Source organism: Leisingera sp. ANG-M1, assembly GCF_000813745.1.
Taxonomy (GTDB): Bacteria; Pseudomonadota; Alphaproteobacteria; order Rhodobacterales; family Rhodobacteraceae; genus Leisingera.
Genome location: NZ_JWLC01000025.1, coordinates 24956 through 46788, shown reverse-complemented (window position 1 = coordinate 46788; position 21833 = coordinate 24956). Strand labels below are relative to the sequence as shown.

General features: G+C 63.0%; 22 protein-coding genes. 12 read left to right on the top strand and 10 right to left on the bottom strand.

The window, feature by feature from the left end:
- Nucleotides 1-4: 4 nt before the first annotated feature.
- The gene (locus RA19_RS19565) at nt 5-403 is read left to right on the top strand and encodes a Na+/H+ antiporter subunit G (RefSeq protein WP_039165922.1); all 399 of its coding nucleotides are present in this window, start codon (nt 5-7) and stop codon (nt 401-403) included.
- A 48-nt stretch (nt 404-451) separates the two neighbouring features.
- Nucleotides 452-2671, top strand: a complete 2220-nt coding sequence (gene selD, locus RA19_RS19560; protein ID WP_039165920.1) for a selenide, water dikinase SelD — start codon at nt 452-454, stop codon at nt 2669-2671.
- A gap of 48 nt (nt 2672-2719) precedes the next feature.
- Here the strand turns inward: selD and RA19_RS19555 are convergent, their stop codons facing one another.
- From RA19_RS19555 to mnmH, 3 genes are all read right to left on the bottom strand, one after another.
- Nucleotides 2720-3652 carry an MBL fold metallo-hydrolase gene (locus RA19_RS19555; protein ID WP_152615831.1) on the bottom strand — a complete coding sequence of 311 codons (933 nt, stop codon included), beginning with the start codon at nt 3650-3652 and terminating at the stop codon, nt 2720-2722.
- Nucleotides 3653-3865: 213 nt separating this feature from the next.
- Complete coding sequence (locus RA19_RS19550) at nt 3866-5632, bottom strand: amidohydrolase family protein (protein ID WP_039165913.1); 1767 nt, start codon at nt 5630-5632, stop codon at nt 3866-3868.
- A 283-nt stretch (nt 5633-5915) separates the two neighbouring features.
- A complete protein-coding gene (gene mnmH / locus RA19_RS19545; protein ID WP_039165909.1) occupies nt 5916-6968 on the bottom strand; it encodes a tRNA 2-selenouridine(34) synthase MnmH in 1053 nt (350 codons plus the stop codon).
- Between the two features lie 162 nt (nt 6969-7130).
- Between mnmH and RA19_RS19540 the strand changes: the two genes are divergently transcribed.
- Complete coding sequence (locus tag RA19_RS19540) at nt 7131-7622, top strand: MarR family winged helix-turn-helix transcriptional regulator (RefSeq protein ID WP_039165908.1); 492 nt, start codon at nt 7131-7133, stop codon at nt 7620-7622.
- Nucleotides 7623-7624: 2 nt separating this feature from the next.
- Here RA19_RS19540 and RA19_RS19535 read toward each other — a convergent pair whose 3' ends face one another.
- The gene (locus RA19_RS19535; RefSeq protein WP_039165905.1) at nt 7625-8314 is read right to left on the bottom strand and encodes an SOS response-associated peptidase; all 690 of its coding nucleotides are present in this window, start codon (nt 8312-8314) and stop codon (nt 7625-7627) included.
- 91 nt (nt 8315-8405) lie between these two features.
- Here RA19_RS19535 and RA19_RS19530 point away from each other — a divergent pair, with 91 nt between their 5' ends.
- Nucleotides 8406-10154: a tetratricopeptide repeat-containing sulfotransferase family protein gene (locus RA19_RS19530; protein ID WP_039165903.1), complete on the top strand. Its 1749-nt coding sequence runs from the start codon at nt 8406-8408 to the stop codon at nt 10152-10154.
- Between the two features lie 6 nt (nt 10155-10160).
- Here RA19_RS19530 and RA19_RS19525 read toward each other — a convergent pair whose 3' ends face one another.
- The 3 genes from RA19_RS19525 to RA19_RS19515 all read right to left on the bottom strand — a co-directional run bounded on the left by RA19_RS19525 (nt 10161) and on the right by RA19_RS19515 (nt 12956).
- A complete protein-coding gene (locus tag RA19_RS19525) occupies nt 10161-10469 on the bottom strand; it encodes a DnaJ family domain-containing protein (protein WP_039165901.1) in 309 nt (102 codons plus the stop codon).
- Nucleotides 10470-10562: 93 nt separating this feature from the next.
- Entirely contained in the window at nt 10563-11171 is a 609-nt protein-coding gene (locus RA19_RS19520; protein ID WP_039165899.1) for a glutathione S-transferase family protein, read from the bottom strand.
- Between the two features lie 204 nt (nt 11172-11375).
- A complete protein-coding gene (locus RA19_RS19515; RefSeq protein ID WP_039165897.1) occupies nt 11376-12956 on the bottom strand; it encodes a bifunctional metallophosphatase/5'-nucleotidase in 1581 nt (526 codons plus the stop codon).
- A gap of 178 nt (nt 12957-13134) precedes the next feature.
- Between RA19_RS19515 and RA19_RS19510 the strand changes: the two genes are divergently transcribed.
- From RA19_RS19510 to arsC, 3 genes are read left to right on the top strand one after another with little or no spacing between them, the layout of a single operon-like run.
- Complete coding sequence (locus RA19_RS19510) at nt 13135-13473, top strand: DUF952 domain-containing protein (protein WP_039165895.1); 339 nt, start codon at nt 13135-13137, stop codon at nt 13471-13473.
- Complete coding sequence (locus tag RA19_RS19505) at nt 13470-14528, top strand: quinone-dependent dihydroorotate dehydrogenase (protein ID WP_039165894.1); 1059 nt, start codon at nt 13470-13472, stop codon at nt 14526-14528. Before RA19_RS19510 ends, RA19_RS19505 begins: the two co-directional genes overlap by 4 nt.
- Entirely contained in the window at nt 14525-14866 is a 342-nt protein-coding gene (gene arsC / locus RA19_RS19500; RefSeq protein WP_039166584.1) for an arsenate reductase (glutaredoxin), read from the top strand. The genes RA19_RS19505 and arsC overlap by 4 nt, the downstream gene beginning before the upstream one ends.
- 36 nt (nt 14867-14902) lie before the next feature.
- Here the strand turns inward: arsC and RA19_RS19495 are convergent, their stop codons facing one another.
- The 3 genes from RA19_RS19495 to RA19_RS19485 are packed head-to-tail and all read right to left on the bottom strand — an operon-like array spanning nt 14903 to nt 17164.
- Entirely contained in the window at nt 14903-16222 is a 1320-nt protein-coding gene (locus RA19_RS19495; protein ID WP_039165891.1) for an MATE family efflux transporter, read from the bottom strand.
- Between the two features lie 4 nt (nt 16223-16226).
- Nucleotides 16227-16745, bottom strand: a complete 519-nt coding sequence (locus RA19_RS19490; protein WP_039165888.1) for a PaaI family thioesterase — start codon at nt 16743-16745, stop codon at nt 16227-16229.
- Nucleotides 16742-17164 carry a PaaI family thioesterase gene (locus tag RA19_RS19485; RefSeq protein WP_039165885.1) on the bottom strand — a complete coding sequence of 141 codons (423 nt, stop codon included), beginning with the start codon at nt 17162-17164 and terminating at the stop codon, nt 16742-16744. Before RA19_RS19485 ends, RA19_RS19490 begins: the two co-directional genes overlap by 4 nt.
- A gap of 125 nt (nt 17165-17289) precedes the next feature.
- Between RA19_RS19485 and RA19_RS19480 the strand changes: the two genes are divergently transcribed.
- The 5 genes from RA19_RS19480 to RA19_RS19460 all read left to right on the top strand — a co-directional run bounded on the left by RA19_RS19480 (nt 17290) and on the right by RA19_RS19460 (nt 21640).
- Complete coding sequence (locus tag RA19_RS19480; RefSeq protein ID WP_039165883.1) at nt 17290-17658, top strand: MerR family transcriptional regulator; 369 nt, start codon at nt 17290-17292, stop codon at nt 17656-17658.
- Nucleotides 17659-17943: 285 nt separating this feature from the next.
- Complete coding sequence (locus RA19_RS19475) at nt 17944-18345, top strand: MerR family transcriptional regulator (RefSeq protein ID WP_039165879.1); 402 nt, start codon at nt 17944-17946, stop codon at nt 18343-18345.
- A 52-nt stretch (nt 18346-18397) separates the two neighbouring features.
- Nucleotides 18398-20179: an acyl-CoA dehydrogenase C-terminal domain-containing protein gene (locus RA19_RS19470; RefSeq protein WP_039165877.1), complete on the top strand. Its 1782-nt coding sequence runs from the start codon at nt 18398-18400 to the stop codon at nt 20177-20179.
- Between the two features lie 73 nt (nt 20180-20252).
- Nucleotides 20253-20465 carry a hypothetical protein gene (locus tag RA19_RS19465; protein WP_039130431.1) on the top strand — a complete coding sequence of 71 codons (213 nt, stop codon included), beginning with the start codon at nt 20253-20255 and terminating at the stop codon, nt 20463-20465.
- A gap of 26 nt (nt 20466-20491) precedes the next feature.
- Nucleotides 20492-21640: an acyl-CoA dehydrogenase family protein gene (locus RA19_RS19460; protein ID WP_039165874.1), complete on the top strand. Its 1149-nt coding sequence runs from the start codon at nt 20492-20494 to the stop codon at nt 21638-21640.
- The last annotated feature ends 193 nt before the right edge of the window (nt 21641-21833 follow it).

Below are 21833 nucleotides of genomic sequence, written 5' to 3'. Positions count from 1 at the left end.
CACCATGGCAAGCCTGTTTGAATTCCTTGTTGCAGCCTTTCTGGTGATGGCCGGGATCTTCGGCCTGGTCGGCTCTTATGGTCTGATCAAGCTGAACGACCCGATGTCGCGGCTGCATGCCCCGACCAAAGCCACCACTCTGGGGGTCGGCGGCGTCCTGCTGGCCTCAATGCTCAACGCGGCGGCGTTTGGCAAATACTTCTCGGTGCACGAGCTGCTGATCACCCTGTTCCTGTTCCTGACCGCGCCCATCACGGCGAATTTCATTGCAAAGGTGCATATTCACCGGCAAGAGAGCCGCGAAACCATGCCCTCGGCGGGCGAGGATGACCATTGGGCCACCCATGACACGCCTGAGGACGAGGAACAGAGAAACGCAGGCCGTCCCGACGCAGCCCAGTAAGGGCCGCCGCTTTGCAGATGCCGGCCCGCTGCAGAGGCAGATAGAGATATGGACACCTCCCGCTTGCCGCTGACCCGCGATCTGGTGCTGGTGGGCGGCGGCCACACTCATGCACTGGTGCTGCGCAAATGGGGCATGAAGCCGCTGCCCGGCGCCCGGCTCACCGTCATCAACCCAGGCCCCACCGCGCCCTATTCCGGAATGCTGCCCGGTTTTGTGGCGGGCCACTACGAACGCGACGAGCTGGACATTGACCTGGTGCGCCTTGCACGTTTTGCCGGCGCGAGGGTGGTGCTGGGCGCGGCCGAACATATCGACACCTCGGCCCAGCTGGTGCATGTGCCTGGCCGCCCGCCAATTGCCTATGACGCGGCCTCGGTCGATGTCGGCATCACCTCGGCAATGCCAGACCTGCCAGGCTTTGCCGAACACGGCATCCCGGCAAAACCTTTGGGTTGGTTCGCGGCCCAATGGGACATTTTTAGGGGAGGCCATGGTCCGCTGCTTGTTAGGGAGATCGGCAACGGATGGGATACCTACAGGGAAGGTGAAGGCCCGGCTCATGTGGCCGTGATCGGCGGCGGTGTTGCCGGCGCGGAGTTGATCCTCGCCATGGCCTACGCTCTGAAACAGCGCGGCCGGCTGGCCCAGGCAACCCTGATCGACAGTGATGATGCCTTGCGCGCCATTGGGTCTACGGCCCGCGCCAAACTCCACCGGGCCCTGGCAGAGCATGGTGTCCGGCTGGAAGAGAATGCCCGGATCGAGCGGATTGAAGACGGCTTTATCCTTCTTCAGGACGGGCGCGAGATCCTCTCGGACTTCACCACCGGCGCTGCCGGCGCCCGGCCCTATGAGTGGCTGGCGGGCAGCGGGCTGAAGATGCAGGACGGGTTCATTCGGATCAGTGATACCCTGCAAAGCTCTGTCCCCAATGTCTTTGCCACCGGCGATTGCGCCCATATGGACTTTGCCCCGCGCCCCAAGGCCGGCGTTTATGCGGTACGCCAGGCCCCGGTGCTGTATCACAATTTGCGCGCTGTGCTGACCGGCGATCCGCTGCGCAGATACAAGCCGCAGAAGGACTACCTGAAGCTGATCTCTATGGGGTCCAAAGAGGCGCTTGGCGAACGCTTCGGCACCACCCTTGCAGGCCCGTTGATGTGGAGCTGGAAGGACCGTATTGATCAGGCCTTCATGGAGAAATTCCGCGACCTGCCGGCCATGGACACGCCGCCTTTGCCGCCCGAGCACACGCAGGGCATGGAAGAGGCGCTGGGAGATAAGCCCATGTGCGGCGGCTGCGGTGCCAAAGTGGGCCGCGGCGCGCTGCTCTCCACGCTGTCCGGGCTGGAAATTTCCGGCCGCGCAGACATCACGCCCCTTCCCGGCGACGACGCCGCCCTGCTGGCAACCGGCGGCGCTCAGCAAGTGATCACCACCGACCATCTGCGCAGTTTCTGCAATGACCCGGTAATGATGGCACGCATCGCCGCGGTGCATGCGCTTGGCGACATCTGGGCCATGGGCGCCGAACCGCAGGCCGCCACTGCCAATCTGATCCTGCCGCGGATGTCGCCGGATCTGCAGGCCCGCACCCTGCAGGAGATCATGGACGCCGCCTCCGGGGTCATGCAGGCCGCCGGGGCGGCCATCGTCGGCGGCCATACGTCTCTGGGGGATGAGCTGACCATCGGCTTCACCGTCACCGGCCTCTGCCGCCGCCCCGCAATCACCCTGGCAGGCGCCCAGCCGGGCGATGCGCTGATCCTGACCAAGCCGCTGGGTTCCGGTGTTCTGATGGCCGCCGAAATGGCCGGAGAGGCCAAAGGCGGTTGGATTTCTGCCGCGCTGGAACAGATGAGCCAGCCTCAGGGGCAGGCTTCGCACCTCCTGCAAGATGCCCATGCCATGACCGATGTCACCGGTTTTGGCCTTGCCGGCCATCTGCTTGGGCTTTGCGAGGCCTCAGCGGTGGGGGCCGAACTGAGTTTGGGACAAGTTCCGCTGATGCAGGGGGCCGCCGAACTTGCTGAGCGCGGTATCCGGTCTTCGCTGTTCCCGGCCAACCAGGCCGCCCTGCCCGAGCTGAAAACACGGGGCTGGCAGGATCTGCTGTTTGACCCGCAAACCGCAGGCGGGCTGCTGGCGGCGGTTTCTGCTGAGCAAGCGGACCAGCTGCTCGGCCAGCTTAGCGCGGCTGGGTTCCCGGCGGCCATAATTGGCAGGATCACGGAAACTCCGGGCGCCATAACGCTTGGAGCCTAGCGGCAGTTTTATATTGCCCCCGTCTCCAGCTGCGCAAGAACGGTTGCATCAGCGGAACGGATCAAAGCGCTCCCCGGCCGGCGGAAACAGGATCTCGACATTTCCCTCCGGCCCGGAAGCAAGCTCCCTCAGATGGGCAAGAACTTTGCTGTTCGGCTCAAAGAACGTGGGAACCAGCGGCTCGCCCGGCTCAGGAAGCTTCTTTTGGTGATTGTCCCAGTGGATCAGGAAAACACGCTTTGCACCTGCCGCTTTGACAGTGTTGGCCCAATAGGCCGCCCGCTCCTCCCTGTCCTGGCTGCCAAGGCCGCCAATGCTCAGGAAAACCACGTCAGCCTTTACCCCATTGCTGCTGAAGACGGCACCGGGATCGCCTGCACTTCCGGCAAACAGGATCTTCTTGCCATTCGGCGCCTCGGCCAGCACCGAGACGCTGGTGCCTTCGCCCATATCCCAGATTGAGGCCGGAAACTCAAAAGTTGCAGGCGTTTCCGGCTTGATCCTTCTGGAGATAGGGTTCTCGTTGTGCCTGGTTTCGTAGAGCTTAAGACCAATGGTGGAGACCGGCAGCGGTTTCGGCGGGTTGCCCAGATACGCCTTGAGGTCGACACGCCTGTCCGGCTGCCGCTGAAAATCCGCGCCGTTATCGCTCAGCAGTTTCCTGGTCGCCTCCCATTGCACGTCCAGAGAGCTGTCCCTGACAATCGGAGCTCCTGCCCAGGCGGCAAAGTAGGAGGCATCCATGGCATGATCATAGTGGCCGTGCATCGTCAGGACCAGCGCCAGCCCCGGCTTGCCAGGGCTGCTGCACGCCTCGGGTTGGCCCTCTGTATTCCCTGCATCCGGAGATTTGCAGATTCCAAGCAAATCGATCCAGCGGTGGATCTGTTCCGGATTTGGCTCAATCCACCGGAACAGGTAGTGCCATGGGCGGCTCACATACCCGTCAATCAGCACCTGCTCCTGCGCGGTTTCCAGCAAAAAGGATGACGTCCCCAAAAAGGTGACAGTAAACCCGCTGTCCGTCGCTCCGGCCGGAAAGGTCTGTTTGGCGGCACGCCGGAATTCCGCATTGCTGCAGGCCGCAGCGCTCAGCAAAAGCGCTCCAAGCAGCAAAACCCAGCAGGCCGCGCGGCCAGTTGAAAAGACTGTTCCCCTTGATGCCATTGCCGTCCCCGCTTCCCGATCCTTGGGTCAGATTTTGGCCCACCATGAGATATCCTCAGGCCGGAGCGAAGGGTCCCGGTCCGGGTCTCCGGGATTTGCCCGGGGATTGTTTTTGATATCCGGCGCCCTGGCAAAGAACCGCTCCAGCCTCTCAAGATTGGGCGTACCGGGCCGCAAGCCAAAGAGATCAGCAGCCCTTTCCCCCATGATTTGCCGCCGCGGCTCTCCCTTCGGCAGCAGGCTGCGCAGCCGGCCGAAGTAAGCCTTGCCAACCAGTGCCGTCCCCGGCATATGCCAATCCGAACCATAGACAAGCTGCCGCGTCACCTGCGGATTTCCGGCCAGGAAACGCTTGAACGCCTCAGCATAGGCCGCGCCGTTCTTTTCAGAGAAAAAATTCGACAATTCAGACAGGTCGACATAGAAATTCCTGTTCGTCCGGACCAGTTCAGCCGTGCTTTTCAGCCAGGCCGACGGAACTGCGCGCAGGGTTCCGCCGGCGTCGCGTTCCGCAACAAACGAGCCCGAGAAATGGCCGAAGATGACCCGCGAGGCCGGCAGATCAGGCGCCCGGGCATCGGCTGCCTCCATAGCCGCGATCCAAGCCTTGGGCGAGGCGGTGTAATCCTCAGGCGGTCGGTAGTTCACACCTTTGAGCGCCGCCGTTTCCAGCCTGTCCTCAGCCACGCTGGGAACCCGGTGCGCGGTGCCGAACGGATAGAACCACTCCCCTTTGGCGGGATCTCCGATCAGCCCCTCAGGGCGCTTGCGCGGCGTGTCCGCCTGAGACGGGCGCCAGCCGGTCATGCAGCCCTTGTTCGCCACGGTCAGCCCGATATTGCCATGGCTGAGGATCGGAACATTCGCCTCTTTGCAAAAGTCCAGCAGTTCCTCCATGTATTCGTCGTAGGCTGTGAACCGGTCGTACAATTCGCGGTCGGGCTTGTTTTCATACCGGCGGGAGCGGTTGCTGCAGCCAAAGGCAAGGTTGTCGATTGGGGAGAACCCCGAGGACGGGTGCACCTTCACGCCAACAAAGCCCAGATTGGTGATGGCATGTTTCAGCCACCAGAATTGCGACTTTTTACTATCCGTATCCCTCGGCCCTCTGCCCTGGCGATGCCGGTCGTCATACTCGCGTTCCGGGCTGAAGGACGCCAGCGGCAAGAAACGCCCGCGGGTGACCAGGGCAAGATTGGAATAGAACGCGATCTGATTGCGGTAGTTGATCCTGGTTCTGCCTTCGTAGAAATCGACCATCGACGGCAGGAAAAGGTCAACATCTGGAAACAGCAGCATCATCTGTGCTGCGTTGCGCAGCCGGTTGGAAAAGAACCCGGTGATCTGCCGGTCCCGTCCGGCGCGGATCAGCCCGGCCTGATAGCGGTCGGCAAAGGAGCACAGATCGTGGCCCGACGCCCGGGCAGGCAGGTTGTGCGGGTCGCCGAGGGGCTTTCGAAGCTCGTAGTCAATCTGGTTGCTTTCCGAGCGGGCGGATTGAGTTGCAACACCAAGAACAGAGCTCAGCGCCTGCGCCAAGGTCCCGACCATCCAGTCCAGCCCCGGGGCGGTATGCGTCTCATCAAGGTTCAGCACCCGGTTTGCAACAAGTTCACGGGCCGAGCCGTCTTTTTGATTTAGAAGATGGCAATGCGCGTCAATCACCAGTTCGCGGCCGTCCGGCGGATTGCACACCTCATAGCTGCCGTATGATCTTTCCAGGCTTGGGCCGCAGCCGGCCAGAAGCGCCAGGCTGCTGCAGCGGCCAATGAAACCTCGGCGGGAAAATGGCATCTTAAATCTCCTGAAAAATGTGCAGTCAGGCTATTCAGCGGCCGCCACCCGCGCAATCAATAAGTGTACCCGCCTTCGGCCCACGCCGGCCGGGATCGCCTGACCAGTGCCCGCCTTCCAGCCGCACGGCATCCCCGAAGCGCCGCGCCCCGCATCTTTCTGGTTGCAAATACTCCCGCCGGAGGCGCGCTGTGCGCCAGCACAGCGCCATGCCCAACGGCCGCGGCGCATCGGCAGATGCGCCAGCGGCGGGCGGGAGAGCCCGGCCCGGCGCAGCCCGGCTTCAGAGCCCGGCCATAATCCCGGCAATCCGTTCGGCGGCTGCCGTCAGCCCGGCTTCGTCCAGCGAGGCCGCCTCCACACCGGCAATGACCTCAGCGCCGATGGCGGCCCGGGACTTGCGGTAGGCCGGATCATAATGCTCGGCCATCAGCGCCTCGGTCAGCCCGGGCTTGTCGCCCTCGGCAATGCGGGCAAACCAGCCATCCACAACCGCCCCCGAGCGATGTGCCCGCAACGGCCCCAGCTTATCGCGCAGCCGGTCCGCATCCGACAGGATATCGTCATAGGCCTCAACCAGATAGCGGCAGCGTTCCGCCGCCGGAACCTGCAATTCGATCCGCGGCGCGGGCTTCATCGCGTCCCAGACCGCCGGCGGGATGATCCGCTGGCCGATCTTGTTCGACTCCGCTTCGACCAGCACCGGACGGGAAGGATCCAGCCGCATCAGCACCCCCGCCACCGCAGATTCAAAGCCTTTCTGAGAAGGCTGCGGCGACGGCATATCCCCCAGCAGCGAGCCGCGGTGGTTGGCCAGCCCTTCCAGGTCCAGCACCTGCACCCCCAGTTCCCCGGCCCGTTTCAGCACCTCGGTCTTGGCCGATCCCGTATAGCCGTCCAGCGCCACCAGCCGGTGCGGCAGTGCGGTCTCATACATCGCCTTGTGAACCAGGCGGCGGTAGCTTTGATAGCCGCCCTCCACCACTTCGGCGCGCCAGCCGATCTGCTGCAGCATCCAAGTGAAAGACCCCGAGCGCTGACCGCCGCGCCAGCAATAGACCAGAGGCTTCCAGCTGCCCTCGTGATGGCTCAAATGCTGCTCGATATGGTTGGCCGCATTGCGGAACACCAGCGCCGCACCCAGCTTGCGCGCCTTGAAAGGGCTATCCTGGACGTAAATTGTGCCAACCTCGGCGCGTTCGTCATTGTCCAGTACCGGCAGGCTGATCGCGCCGGGAACATGGTCTTCGGCAAATTCCGCCGGGCTGCGCACGTCGATCACGGTGTCGAACCCGTGGCCGTAGAACTCTTGCAGGGATGTGAATTTCAACGCCATGCCCTGCTCTAGCGCGCACCATGAGCAAGGAAAAGCCGCAAATGCCGCAACCGCGGCAATAAGGCTTGCGCGCAATGCGCACCGGGCTTTAAGGCAGGCGGAGCAAACAGACCGGCCCGGGCAGAACGCCCGCGGCGCCACAGCGGCAAGGACCTAGATGCCATGGACATCGACCCTTTGGACATTCACACGCTGCCCGGCCACCTGATCCGGCGGCTGCACCAGATATCCGTCGCCCAGTTCATGGAACGCATGGCGGCGGAAGGCGTCGACCTGACACCGGTGCAGTTCTCTGCCATGGCGGCCATCCGCAGCCATCCCGGGATTGACCAGGCCTCGGTAGCGGGCCTCATCGCCTATGACCGCGCCACCCTGGGCAAGGTGGTGGACAGGCTTGCGGAAAAGGGTCTGGTGGCGCGCAAAGTGTCCAAGGCGGACCGGCGCGCCCGCGAGGTCCGGCTGACCCGAGCGGGCGAGACGCTGCTGGAGCAGATCCTGCCGGTGGTTCAGGCCGCGCAGCCCGGCATACTGACAGGGCTGTCGGACAGCGAGCGCGAGACCTTCATCTCTCTGCTGCAAAAGGCCACTCTGGCCGCCAATGATCTCAGCCGGGCGCCGCAGCGCGACCTGTCGGCCAGCCAGGCCGCCGAATAACCTCAGATCAGCTGGCCGCGCGGGATGTCCCCGTCTTCAAACGGCTCGATCAGCTCAGGCCCTTCAGCCCGGTTTGAATTCACCGCCGGGTCAACCCGGTGCCAGGACAGAATGCCTTCGTCTCCCGGCTGCATCAGCGCGGCGGCGCCATGGCCTTCCTCGCCCAGCCATTTGCCCCAGTCGCGGGGCTCCAAAATCAGCGGCATCCGGTGGTGGATGCCCGAGAGCCCTTCATTGGCTGCGGTCGTCACAATTGCGCAGGTCTTCACTGGATCAGCGCTGCCCCAGCTTTGCCAGACCGCGGCAAATGCCAAAGGCGCCCCGTCGCTGCGGTGGATGTACAACGGCAGCCGGGCACCGCTCTCCGACTTGGTCCATTCGTAAAACCCCGTTGCCGGGATCAGGCAGCGGCGGCTGCGGCAGGCCGCCTTGAAGGCCGGCTTTTCAGCAATGGTCTCCGCTCTGGCGTTGATCAGCAAAGGCCCGGCGGTTTCCGACGCATACCAATGCGGCAGGAAGCCCCAGCGCATGGACACCAGCTGCCGCCCCGCCTCACCCGCTTGCACCGCATGCACCGCCGCCGTCGGGCAGACATTAAAGTCCGGCACCTTCGGCAGATCATTTGCAGGCTTCGCCGCAAACAGCTGCGCCATTGCATCATTGGGCAGGGTTATGGCAAATCGTCCGCACATGCTGATTTTCTAGCCCAGGATGCATACCGCATGCAAAACCTCCTATGGTCAAAAGCAATTCAGCCGCACCGACAGAACGATAGACAGGCCCATGACTCTCCAGAATGATCTCCAGGCAGCCTTGGGCTTTCTCAACCAGGGCAAATTCAAACAGGCGCTGAAACAGGCCAAGGCCGGCACCAAGCGCCACAAGACCCACCCGGATTTTCCAAACATCGCGGGTATTTCCCTGTCGGGCCTGGGCAAGCATCGCGATGCGGTGCCCTATTTCAAGAAGGCGCTGGCGCTGGCACCCGGCTTTCACGACGCCCGTAAGAACCTGGCGCAGACATTGCTGTTCCTGCAGCAGGGTGAAACGGCGATGAAGCTGGTGGAGCGGGTGCTGAAGGATCAGCCCGGCGACCAGGCCGCATTTTACCTGAAAGCCCAGGCTCAGCTGGTGCTGAACGACGCGGAGGCCGCGATCGAAACTGCCACTGCAGCGCTGGCCCGCGACCCGCGCCAGCCCCGCTTGCTGCGCCTGAGGGCAACCGCCTGGAGCACGCTTGGCGACGAGATGGCGATGCTGGAAGACTACCAGGCAGCGCTGAAAGTCGACCCGAACGATGCCGACGCGCTGCAGAACATCAGCCTGCCGCTGGCCCGCCTGATGCGGCAGGAAGAGGCCACAGCAGCGGCGCACAAGGCCGTGGCAGTTGCACCGCAGAACATCGAGGCGCGGCGGCGGCTGGCCAGCCAGCTGATCTCCAACGGCGAAACCGAAGCTGCCCGCGAACAATGCCTGGCGCTGATGGAGCTTGACCCCAAGGACACCCAGGTGCTTGAGATGCTGGCCCGTCTCAACAGCCGCGAACAGAATGCCGAATTGCTGCCGGTGGCGCAGAAAGCGCTGAAGACCGCCCCGTCCCGCTCGCTGGACCGCGCAAATATCAGCTTTGCCCTGGCCCGGATCACCGATCAGGCCGGCGACAAGGAGGCCTTTGCCCCCCATAACGACGAGGCCAACGCCTGCATGGCCGCGCAAACCCCCTATGATTACGAGGAAAGCGAACGCCAGTTCAGCCGGATCATGGCAGCCTTTCCAAGAGAAATCACTCCGGCAGATGCGCAACCCGACGGCCCCCGCCCCATCTATGTCGTTGGCATGCCCCGCTCCGGCACCACGCTGACGGAAACCGTGATCGGCCTGCATCCGGATGTCTTTCCCCTGGGCGAGCGCGGCGTTCCGGCCTTCCTGCTGCACCCTTATCTGGACAAGGATCAGGACTTCACGCCCGAGGCGGCCCGACAGTTCATATCAGAAGACATCCGCCGCCTGCCGGAGATGCCCGCAGGCACCGCAGCTTATGTCGACAAGATGCCCGACAACTACCGCCTGCTCGGCCATCTGCTGACCGCCTACCCCGAGGCGCGTTTCGTCCATCTTTGCCGCGATCCGCGCGATGTCGCGATGTCAATCTGGCGCGGCTATTTCTCCGGCAGTTCGCTCACCTATGCCTATGACCTCAAGGCGATGGCGCACCGGTTCAACCTTTACGGCCGCCTGATGCAGCACTGGCGCCAGGTGATGCCGGGCCGGATATATGATCTGCGCTACGAGGATCTGGTGGCGGACATTGATGGCGAAAGCCGCAAGCTGGCCGCGTTCTGCGGGCTGGACTGGGTCGAGGACATGGCCCACCCGGAGCGGCACGAGGGCCAGGTTCTGACACTTTCCAACACCCAGGTGAGGCAGACGGTGCACACCCGCTCGGTCGGAAAATGGGCGCAATATGCCGATGTTCTGGCGCCGTTCATCGATGGGCTGGACCCGAAAATCTGGCCGGAAATCAAAGCGTAACGCGCACTACCTCGTGTAAGCCTTGCGTGCCAGTTCGATACGCGCGTCCATCATCGACATCTCTTTCAGAATGTCTTGCCGGCGGCTTCGGTCGCCGGTTTCACGCAGCTCCGCCCGCAGCCGCTGCAATTCGCGTGACAGGCTCACGAACTCCGGCACCCCGCCGCTTTCACGCACCAGGCGGTTAACCAGCTCGTTCTCAGGGTCATCGCATTTCGGCAGCGGCTTGCCGGCGCCTTCGAGGTCGTCAAAGGCGCCGTCCTTCTCGGCGGCTTCGATACGGGCGTTGATGAGGTCGATCAGCGGATGGTCCATGGCCCGCATTTTGCCACGGCTGCACGGCAGGTAAAACCCTCGGCTGCAACTACCCGGCGGGACGGAAGTTGCAGGGTGGAACCTGCCCCTCTCCTACTCAGCCGCCTGCGGGGCCGGGTTGGCAATCTGCCAGGCCTCCAGCGCCTCGATCTGTGCAATCCAGCGGTTGATATTGCTATAGCCCTGAACCGGATACTGGCAGGGCTCGCGGTAGCACAGGATTGCCCCGACCGAGACATCAGCGGTGGTCATCTGGTCCCCCACAAGCCAATCGCGCCCCTGCAAATGCCCGTCCAGCACCTTGGCAAACTTATGGAAGTCTTCAGCCGCGGCTTCCATATCAATGTCCTCCCGCCCGAAGAAATGGCGTGAGATGAACTTGCTGCAGGCCGGGGTCCAGTGGCATCCCTCCCAGAACTGCCAGCGCATGATGTCGTAGCGCGCGTTCGAACGGGGCCACAATGACGTATCATGGTCCGTGCACAGGCGGTTGATAATCGCATTGGATTCCCACAGCGATCTGCCGTCGTCCTCCTCCAGCACCGGCACCTTGGCATTGGGATTGAGGGCCAGCAGCTCCTCCTTAAACTGATCCCCTGCCTGCAGGTCGACGATGGTCTGGGGCAGATCCAGCCCCAGGAGACTATTGACCACCAGCAGTTTGCGGGAATTCGGAGAGGGTGGAAAAACATGCAGTTTCATCAAAGGCCTCCCTGGCACCATTATTTAACACTATTGTTAAATATCAAGCCGGGCGCCTCCCGTCAACCGGTTGCCCGGACGCGTCCCACCGATGGCTCCCAACTTTAAGAAACCCGTATCAAAGGTTTCTAAAATATAAAAAAATTACGTCAGCCACTATGTCCCAATGTTTCGCGCGCGAAACATTGGGACAGCAAGTGCGACCTATTCAGACCGGCTGATCCGCCCGTCGGTGTATGGCGCATAAGCCCCTTGTTCGGCGAGGTATTCGGCCAGGACATCCGCCACATCCGGCCCGAAGTCATAGGCGTTCTTGTCATCGCCTTCGAACATCGCAAAACCATCGCCGCCGTTGCGCACATAGTCGTTTGTGACCACCAGATAGGTCTTCTGCGGATCAATCGGCACAAAGCCCGCCCCGCCGGCCACCATCACCTCGCGCACCCGCCCGGCATTGGGTGCAACCGAGGCATCCCAAGTGAACTTCAACCCCGCAACCTGCGGGAAACGCCCTTTGATATCTTCCACCTGGCTGACCCCGTTCTCCAGCGCTTCAACCAGCACCTCCCCGGTGATCTCAAAGGTCGAGAGCGTATTCTGGAACGGCAGGATGGTCAGAACCTCGCCCATGGTCACCTCGCCTGAATCCAGGCTGGCGCGGATACCGCCGGAGTTGGCGATGGCGATGGTCACGCCCTGATCCTTCACCCGGTCCAGCATTGCGTCCGCCACCAGGTTGCCCATCTCGCATTCCCGCACCCGGCAGACCGAGCGGTCCCCTTCGATGGGGGCAGCAGTCTCAGCAACCACCTTGTTGCGGATTTCATCCAGCGGCTGCGCCAGTTCGGCAATCCGGTCCAGAGTGCCCGCATCCTCTGAGACGGCTGCATCCATGATCAGCGGCTCGCCCGTGGCACTGATGACGTTGCCTGCCTCATCAAAGGTCACGTTCAGCTCGCCCAGGAACTTGCCATAGGCGTAGGCCTGCACAATCTGCACCCCGTTCACCTCGGTCGGATACGGGCCCGCAGCCTTGTCCGAGACATTGGACAGGTAGGTATTGGTATGGCCGCCGACGATCACATCAACCCCGGCAGTCTCCGCCGCCACCTTCTGGTCCACGCCATAACCCGAGTGGCTGAGCACGATGATCTTGTTCACCCCATCCGCCATCAGCCGGTCGACTTCAGCCTGCACCGCTGCCACCGGATCGGAAAAGGTGACGTGCTCGCCCGGGCTGGCAAGTTCATGCGTGTCCTCGGGAGTCAGGCCAATGAGGCCGATCCGCTCGCCGCCGCGGGTGATCACCGTGGATTTCTTCAGCACCCCGGCCAAGGCAGGCTCCGCCGAAACATCCGCGTTGGACATCAGCACCGGAAACTCCACCGCGTCCATGAACCCGCGCAGCACCTCGGGGCCGTCGTCGAACTCGTGGTTGCCCACAGTCATCCCGTCATAGCCCAGCTTGTTCATGAACTCAGCCGCCATCCGGCCCTTGTAATAAGTATAAAACAGCGAGCCCTGGAACTGGTCGCCGCCATCCACCAGAATCGAATTGCCGGCCCGCGCACGGGCCTCGGCAATGGCCGTCACAAGCCGCGCGGTACCTCCGAAACACTTGCCTTCGGCCTGGTCTTCCGCATCGCAGGCGCTGTCGTATTTGTTGATCGGCTCGAACCGGGAATGAAAGTCGTTGGTGTGCAGGATAGTCAGTTTGTACTCCGCCGCAGCCATGCCCGCCGAAAGAGCCAGCGCTGCAGCAGATGAAAGAATCCGCGCGATCATGAGATTTGCTCCCGTTGTTTTGGCCTGATGGTGCGCGCAATGGCCATGCCCGTCAAAGGGGAAAAGCCAGACTGCCGCCTCTCCCTGCGTCAACGGGCCTGCCCCGGTTCGCCTGCCAGATCCCCGGCACAGGCCAATCCCCCTTGATTCATCAGCAAACGCAGGGCATCAGGCCCTCATGCTGATTTACAAGATTTTCCGGGCGGACGAATGGGCCGCTTTGCAAGCGGCGGGCGAAACCCAGGGCGCGCCGGTTGATGTCGCAGATGGCTTTGTCCATTTCTCCACTGCAACCCAGGCGGCGGAAACCGCAGCCAAGCATTTTGCCGGTGCCGAGGGGCTCACCCTCCTGGCCTGCGATGCCGGGGCGATGGGGGAAGACCTGAAGTGGGAAGTCTCCCGCGGCGGTGCCGAGTTCCCGCATCTCTACCGCAACATCCGTCTGAGCGATGTGGTCTGGTCCAAGCCGCTGCCGCTGGTGGGCGGCGCGCACCATTTCCCGGAGGAGATGGCATGAAACTGACCGAGAAGCTGGCGCTGGCCGCTCTGCACAAGGTTGATCCCGAGGCTGCGCATGGGCTGTCGGTCAAGGCGCTGACCATGGGGCTGACGCCAACGCCCGGCCCAGTGACCTCGGCGCGGCTGAAAACCTCGCTGGCAGGGATTGAGCTGCCAAACCCGGTGGGGCTGGCCGCAGGCTTTGACAAGAACGCCGAGGCACTGGCACCGCTTTCAAAATCCGGTTTCGGCTTCATCGAGGTTGGCGCCGCGACGCCCCGCGCCCAGCCCGGCAACCCCAAGCCGCGGCTGTTCCGGCTGACCGAGGACAAGGCGGCGATCAACCGCTTCGGCTTCAACAACGAGGGCATGGAAGCCATCGGCGCCCGGCTGGCACAGCGCCCGCGCGACGCGGTGATCGGCCTGAACCTCGGCGCCAACAAGGACAGCGAGAACCGGGCCGCGGATTTCGCCGAGGTGCTGGCTCATTGCGGCGCGCATCTGGACTTTGCCACCGTCAACGTGTCCTCGCCAAACACCGAAAAACTGCGCGACCTGCAGGGCAAGGCAGCCCTGTCGGCGCTTCTGGCAGGCGTCATTGAGACCCGCGAAGGCCTCAGCCGCCGGGTGCCGGTGTTCCTGAAGATCGCCCCGGATCTGGACCGTGCTGGCATTGAGGACATTGCCGCTGTCGCCGTGGAAACCGGTATCGACGCGGTGATTGCCACCAACACCACCCTGTCGCGCGACGGGTTGCAGAGCAAGCACAAGGGCGAGGCTGGCGGGCTGTCCGGCGCGCCGCTGTTTGAGAAATCCACCCGGGTTCTGGCACAGCTGTCGGAACTGCTGGACGGCAAAGTGCCGCTGATCGGCGTTGGCGGCATCAGCACAGCAGAGCAGGCCTATGCCAAGATCTGTGCCGGTGCTTCGGCCGTGCAATTCTACACTGCCATGGTCTATGGCGGTCTTTCGCTGGCAGGGGACATCGCCCGCGGGTTGGACGCGCTGCTGGCGCACGACGGGTTTGACAACGTCGCGCAAGCGGTTGGAACAAAACGGAAGGATTGGCTGTGATCACCTATTGGCATTACCCGAAGTGCTCAAAGTCCCGCGCAGGCCTGGCGCTGATCGAAGAGCGCGGCGCTGAGGTTCAAACCCGCGCTTATCTGGAAGATGCGCCCTCGGTTGAAGAGCTGAAGGCGGTGCAGGCGGCCCTTGGTGTGTCCGCGGTTGAAATGATGCGGACCGGCGAGAAGGTCTTCAAGGAGCTGGGCTTGAGCAAGGACAGCGCCGAGGAAGATCTGCTGGCGGCAATGGCCGCGCATCCGATCCTGATCGAGCGCCCGATTGCGATCAAGGACGGCAAGGCGGTGATCGGCCGCCCGACCGAGGCAATTGAAACGCTGCTGTAAGCAGTTGCGGCGGGCCTGCCGGCCCGCCTAGCGCTATTATGCACCCACCTGCGCTTCAAGGCGCGGGTAGCGCATGCCCAGGGTCACACCGCGGGCCACGTTCAGCACCATCAGTGAGGCCCACAGACCATGGTTGCCGAACACCGGCACCAGCAGCAGCAAGGCCACCACATAAGCCGCGACCGACTGCAGCATTGCCCACCGCATATCACGGGTCCAGGTGGCGCCGATGTAAATACCGTCGAACATATAGCTGGCAACGCTGAGGGCCGGCATCACCACAGCCCAGATCAGGAACACCCGTCCCGCTTCGCGCACGTCGGGTGAGGTGGACATCAGGTCGATCAGCCAAGGGCCCCCGGCGGCAAAGGCTATACCTAGCAGGACTGATCCTCCCACGCCCCATTGCGAAGTGATGACGGATGCCCTGCGAACCCGCTCACGAGCCTTGGCGCCGACGGCCCCGCCCACCAGCGCCTCGGCTGAAAAGGCAAAGCCGTCCAGCGCAAAGGCGGTGATTTCAACGAACTGCAGCAGGATCTGGTTGGCAGCCAGGTTCACATCGCCAACGCCGGAGCCGATGAACAGGAAGGTGGTAAAGGACCCGGTGAGCAGCACCGAACGCACCATGATATCGCCGTTCACCTGCATCATCCGCTTGAGCCTGGCGCGGTCGAACACCCGGCCCCAGTCGCGCCATTGGTCGCCAGCAAAAGCGTCCCGGCAAAGGTACAACCCCAGCGCCAGCCCGGTCCACTCGGCGATCAGCGTGGCAATGGCAACGCCTTCAACGCCCCAGCCGAGGCCCAGCACGAACCATAGGTCGAGAACGATATTCAGCCCGTTCATCCAGACCTGCAGCAGGAACACGCCACGGGTGCGCTCAACCGCAATTAGCCAGCCAGTGACAGCGTAAAGTCCGATGGTGGCAGGCGCCCCCCAAATGCGGATTTCAAGGTAGTCGCGGGCCAGCCCCTCGACCCCGGCACTGGCGGGCGCCAGCGCAAAGGCACCCCAGAACACTGCTCCTTGCGCGATGATGAAGACGGCACCGGCGGCAAAGGCAAGCAGCAGGCCGCGCATCAGCAGCGCGCCGGTTTCGGCCCAGTCGCCCTCCCCGCGGGCCTGGGCCGCCAATCCGGTGGTGCCCATCCGCAGGAAGCCGAAGATCCAGTAGATCGTAGCCAGGATCACCGCGCCGATGCCAACGGCGCCGATCGGGGCGGCCTCGCCCATCTGGCCGACAACACCGGTGTCGACGGCGCCCAGAATGGGCACCGTTGCATTCGACAGCACAATCGGCAAAGCGATCTTGAGCACCCGCTTGTGGGTGATGTCGGTGTTCGCGCTGATCATGTTCTCAGCCTTCGCCGTTCTGGTCCTGCGGCATCAGGAAATGGCCGGTGGCCTGGGCAAAGAGCTTGTCCTTGTGATCCTGCCAGGCCTCCACATGCACCGAGGCATAGCGGCGGCCGGAGCGGTTCACCCGCGCCCGTGCATAGGCATCGCGCGGCAGGCCCGAGCGCAGGTAGTCGACGGTGAAGTCGATGGTCTTGGGCTGGCGCGGCAGGTTGCCCTTGGCCATTTCCGCTGGATCAAGCTCGCCGGATTCGATGCGCGGCCACAGATGCGACCAGTTGAGGGTAATCATCGCGGTGATTTCCAGGAAGGCGGCAGTCACCCCGCCGTGGATTGCAGGCAGGAAAGGATTGCCGATCAGCTTGTCGTCGAAGTTCAGTTGCGCCGTCAGCTCATCGCCGCGGCGGTCGAAGGTCACGTTCAGGAAGCGGATATATGGCACCGAGTCGACCAGTGCCGACAGAGCGGCATCGCGGCGCTGCTTGACCACCTGCATGGGTTCGGGACGGGGGCGGCTCAAAACTTGCTCTCCACGGTAAAGGCGCCGGCTGCTGTGGCGACGGGGCGGTCTTCGTCCTCGTCCATGGCCACGGCGCGGACAAAGGCAACGGTGCGGGTGATCTGGTGGCAGGTGGCGCGGGTGGTGATCGTCTGCCCCGGCGTTGCGGGGCGCATGTAGTCGATGCGCAGATCGATGGTGGCAGTGCCGCCAGGCGCCGAAGGGTGCGCCATCACCGCGGCGCCGCAGCAGGTGTCCATCAGGGCGGAAACCGCGCCGCCGTGGATCACCCCGGTGGCCGGGTCGCCCACCAGCTTCTCGTCATAGGCCATGCGGATCTCGGCCGTGCCGTCGCCCAGCGCGGTCAGCTTCATGCCCAATTGCTTGGCATGGGGGATGGCTTCGATGAACTGGCGCGCGAACTCTGTCTTGTCGGCCATGTGGCTGTCCCTTCGGATTGTCTGCCTCATCTTTGGCCTTGGCATGGCCCAAGCGCAAGTGTGCCGCCGCGGGAGGTTGCCATGTTCGCTGCAAGTGCATAGGTTCCCGGCAAGGGAGAAGATGGATGGCCGACAACAGATTGTCATTCAAGGAAATGTGCGCCGAGTTCGAGGTCACGCCGCGGACGCTGCGCTACTATGAATACATCGAATTGCTGCAGCCGGACCGCGAAGGCCGGTCCCGGTTTTACGGCGCGCGCGAGCGGGCCCGGATGAAGCTGATCCTGCGCGGGCGCAAGTTCGGCTTTCAGCTGGAAGAGATCCGCCAGTGGCTGCTGATCTATGAGGAAGAGGGCAACGACGCCCAGAACCATGCCTTTATGGAAATGGCCGACCGGCAGCTGGTGGAGCTGGAAAAGCAGCGCGAGCAGATCAACGAGGCCATCGATGAGCTGAGCGCTTTGCGCGAGACCACCCGGGCTCTGCTGAAGTAGGTCAGGTCCAAAATTCCAACGTTGCGGCCCCGCCCTTTGAGGCGGGGTTTTCTGTTGCAATGGGGGCAGCTGGATTCGCCGGTTTCCGGACCGCGCCCGCCGCGGGATGCGCTGGTTTTGCGGGCACCGCCGCCGTTACGTTGCGTCACTTTATGTGCGTTTTGCGAACCCCTCACAGTTTCGAAAGTGACGTGACGTACAACTTACGTAAACGTAAAGTCAGTCTTGCAAGCTGCCCCCACCGCGCACAGCTTGTCTTTGCACCAAGCCGTAAGAGTAACGACGATGACCGAAGAAACCATGACCATCCGGGAAATGTGCGAGGCCTTTGACGTAACCCCGCGCACCCTCCGGTTCTACGAAGCCAAGGAACTGCTGTTCCCGATCCGTGAAGGCCAGAAGCGCCTGTTCACCAAGCGCGACCGCGCCCGGCTGAAGCTGATCCTGCGCGGCAAGCGGTTCGGCTTCAGCCTGGAGGAAATCCGCCAGCTGCTGGACCTCTATCATGTGGACACGCAGCGGCTGACCCAGCTGACCAAGACCTATGAGATCGCCCAGGAGCGTCTCGCCGATATGGAACGCCAGCGCGAGGAGCTGACGGAAGCCATCGAAGACCTGAAGGAGCAGCTGGCCTGGGGCGAGAAGATGATCGCCTCGATGAAGGCCGGAGAGACAGCCGCCGAATAGGCCGCCCTGCCCCTGCAGACGACCTGAAACAAGAAACCCGACGAGGACCGAGATGCCAGCCTACACAGCCCCTGCCAAAGACGCCCAGTTCATTCTGCACGACGTGCTGAAGGTCTCCGAAAGCAGCACGCCCGGCTACAGTGAGCTGGAGCGGGACTTCACCGGGGCGGTGCTGGAGGAAGCCGGCAAGGTCGCCAGTGAAGTGCTGCATCCGCTGAATACGGTGGGCGACACCGAGGGCTGCCGGCTGGAGAACGGTGTCGTCTATACGCCCACGGGGTTCAAGGACGCCTTCGAGCAGATGAAGGAAGGCGGCTGGCCGGGTATCGACATGCCGGAGGCCTTCGGCGGCCAGAACATGCCCTATGTTGTCGGCACAGCCGTAGGGGAGTTCTTCTCCGCCGCCAACCAGGCCTTTACCATGTATCAGGGGCTGACCCATGGCGCGGCCTCGGCGATCCTGGCGCATGGCACAGAGGAGCAGAAGGCCACCTATCTGCCCAATATGGTCAGCTGCCAGTGGACCGGCACAATGAACCTGACCGAACCCCATTGCGGCACCGACCTGGGGCTGATGCGCACCAAGGCCGAGCCGCAAGCGGATGGCAGCTACAAGGTCTCGGGCCAGAAGATCTTTATCTCTGCCGGCGAGCACGACATGGCGGAGAACATCGTGCATCTGGTCCTGGCCAAGATCCCCGGCGGGCCGGAGGGCATCAAGGGCGTCTCCCTCTTCATTGTGCCGAAGTTCCTGGTGAATTCGGATGGGTCTCTGGGAGAACGCAACGGCGTTGCCGTCGGCAAAATCGAAGAAAAGATGGGGATCCACGGCAACTCGACCTGTGTGATGAACTATGACGGCGCCACCGGGTATTTGCTGGGCGAAGAGCATAAGGGCATGCGCGCCATGTTCACCATGATGAACGAAGCGCGGCTGGGCGTCGGCATGCAGGGCCTGGCGCAGGCCGAGGCCGCCTATCAGAACGCAGTCGAATACGCCAAGGACCGGCTGCAGGGCCGCGACGTGACCGGCGCCAAGAACCCGGACGGCCCGGCCGATCCGCTGATCGTGCATCCGGACATACGCCGCTCGCTGATGGATCAGAAGAGCTTTACTGAAGGCGGGCGCGCGTTCCTCCTGTGGGGGGCCACCCTGATTGACCAGGCCCACCGCGCCGGTGACAAGGACGCCGACGGGCTGATCTCGCTGATGACTCCGGTGATCAAGGGCTTCCTGACCGATCAGGGCTACGACATGACCGTGCAGGCGCAGCAGGTCTATGGCGGCCACGGCTACATCGAGGAATGGGGCATGTCGCAATACACCCGCGACGCCCGCATTGCGATGATCTACGAGGGCGCCAACGGCGTGCAGGCGCTGGACCTGGTGGGCCGCAAGCTGGGCCAGCATGGCGGCAAATACGTTCTTGCCTTCTTTGATCAGGTCAAAACCTTCTGCCAGGAAAACAAAGACATCTCAGAAGCTTTCACCAAGGACTTCGTTAATCCCCTGAAGGCGGCCTCCAAGGACCTGCAGGCCGCGGGCATGTTCTTCATGCAAAACGGCATGAAGGATCCCAACCACGCACTGGCGGGCTCTTACGACTTCATGCATCTGTTCGGGCAGGTCTGCCTGGGCCTTATGTGGGCAAAGATGGGCAAGGCGGCGCAGGAAGCGCTTGACGCGGGGTCGCCTGACGCGGCGTTCTATGAGACGAAACTCGCAACCGGCCGGTACTATATGGCACGGCGGCTGCCCGCGACCAAACTGCATCTCGCCCGTATCGAAAGCGGCGCGGATGCGGTGATGGCGCTGGACGCAGACGCCTTCTGACGCCATCGGGCGCCCTCCCCCGGGCGCCCGGTCCTAGCCCCGGCCGGTGCCTTTGACATTTTGAGGACCAGATATGCCGAAACGTTTCCGCCTGACCCGCCGCTTGCCGATCGCCATGACCGAGGACGGCTACCGCAGGCTCAAGCGCTTTGCCCATGAGGCCGGGCTGGATGAGGGAGAGGCGCTGTCGTTCCTATTCGAGAACTTCGACAGCGTGACGGATCACGAGAATCTGGGCCACCGGCTGCGGCTGTTCAACGCCGAGCTGGAGGCCCGCAAGAGATAAGCCCCGACGGGCACCAAGGGAGAGCCATGACCAGCACACGTTCCGCATGGATGACGGATGAGCACCAGATGCTCGGCCAGATGACAGCCCAGTTCATCAGCAATGAATGGGCGCCAAGGTTTGAGGCCTGGCGCAAGCAGGGCATGATGGATCGGGAGACCTGGACCCAGGCAGGCGAACTGGGTCTGCTCTGCCCATCGATCCCGTCCGAATACGGCGGCGCCGGCGGCGATTTCGGCCATGAAGCGGTAATCCTGATGGAAGGCAGCCGCGCCAATCTGGCCAGCTGGGGCAACGGCATCCATTCCGGCATCGTGGCGCATTACATCCTGGCCTATGGCACCGAGGAGCAGAAACAGCGCTGGCTGCCGAAGATGGTCACCGGCGAGCTGGTCGGCGCCCTGGCGATGACCGAGCCCTCCACCGGCTCCGACGTGCAGGCGATTAAGACCAAGGCCGTGAAGGACGGTAATGCCTACCGGCTGTCCGGCCAGAAAACCTTCATCACCAACGGCCAGCACGCCAACCTGGTCCTGGTGGCCGCAAAAACCGATCCCGGGGCGGGCGCCAAAGGCGTGTCACTTGTGGCGGTGGAGACAGACGGCGCCGTAGGTTTCAGCCGCGGCCGCAACCTCGACAAGATCGGCTGCCACGCGGCGGATACGTCCGAGCTGTTCTTCAGCGAGGTGGAACTTCCGCCGGAGAACATCCTGGGCGGCGCTGAGGGCCAGGGCTTTTACCAGATGATGCAGCAGCTGCCGCAGGAGCGGCTGATCATTGCTTGCGGTGCCGTAGGCGCAATGGAGGGCGCAGTGGACCGCACCATCGCCTATTGCAAGGAGCGCGAGGCCTTTGGCGGGCCGCTGCTGCAGTTTCAGAACACCCGCTTCAAACTGGCCGAATGCCTGACCAAAACCCGCGTCGCGCGCGCCTTCCTGGATGAATGCATCCGTGAGCATCTGCAAGGCGCGCTGACCGTCGAGAAAGCGGCAATGGCGAAGTACTGGCTCACCGATACCCAGAGCGAGGTGCTGGACGAATGCCTGCAGCTGCATGGCGGCTACGGCTACATGCAGGAATATGCCGTGGGTGAAATGTGGGCCGACGCGCGGGTGCAGCGGATCTACGGCGGCACAAATGAGATCATGAAGGAACTGATTGCGCGGTCGTTTTAGGCGCAAAAACCGCGATGCAGTCGATGGAGGCAGATGATGGCCTTTGAGTATTTGGGGAAAGATGAAGACAAAAAAGTGCCCCTGCCCCCAAGCCTTCGCCAAATGGGCAGGGGCGTCTTCACCTTTCACGGCCATCGGCTCTCCAGCCTGTACCGCAGGTCAAGGTTAGCAAACACCGCATGGATGCGGGTTA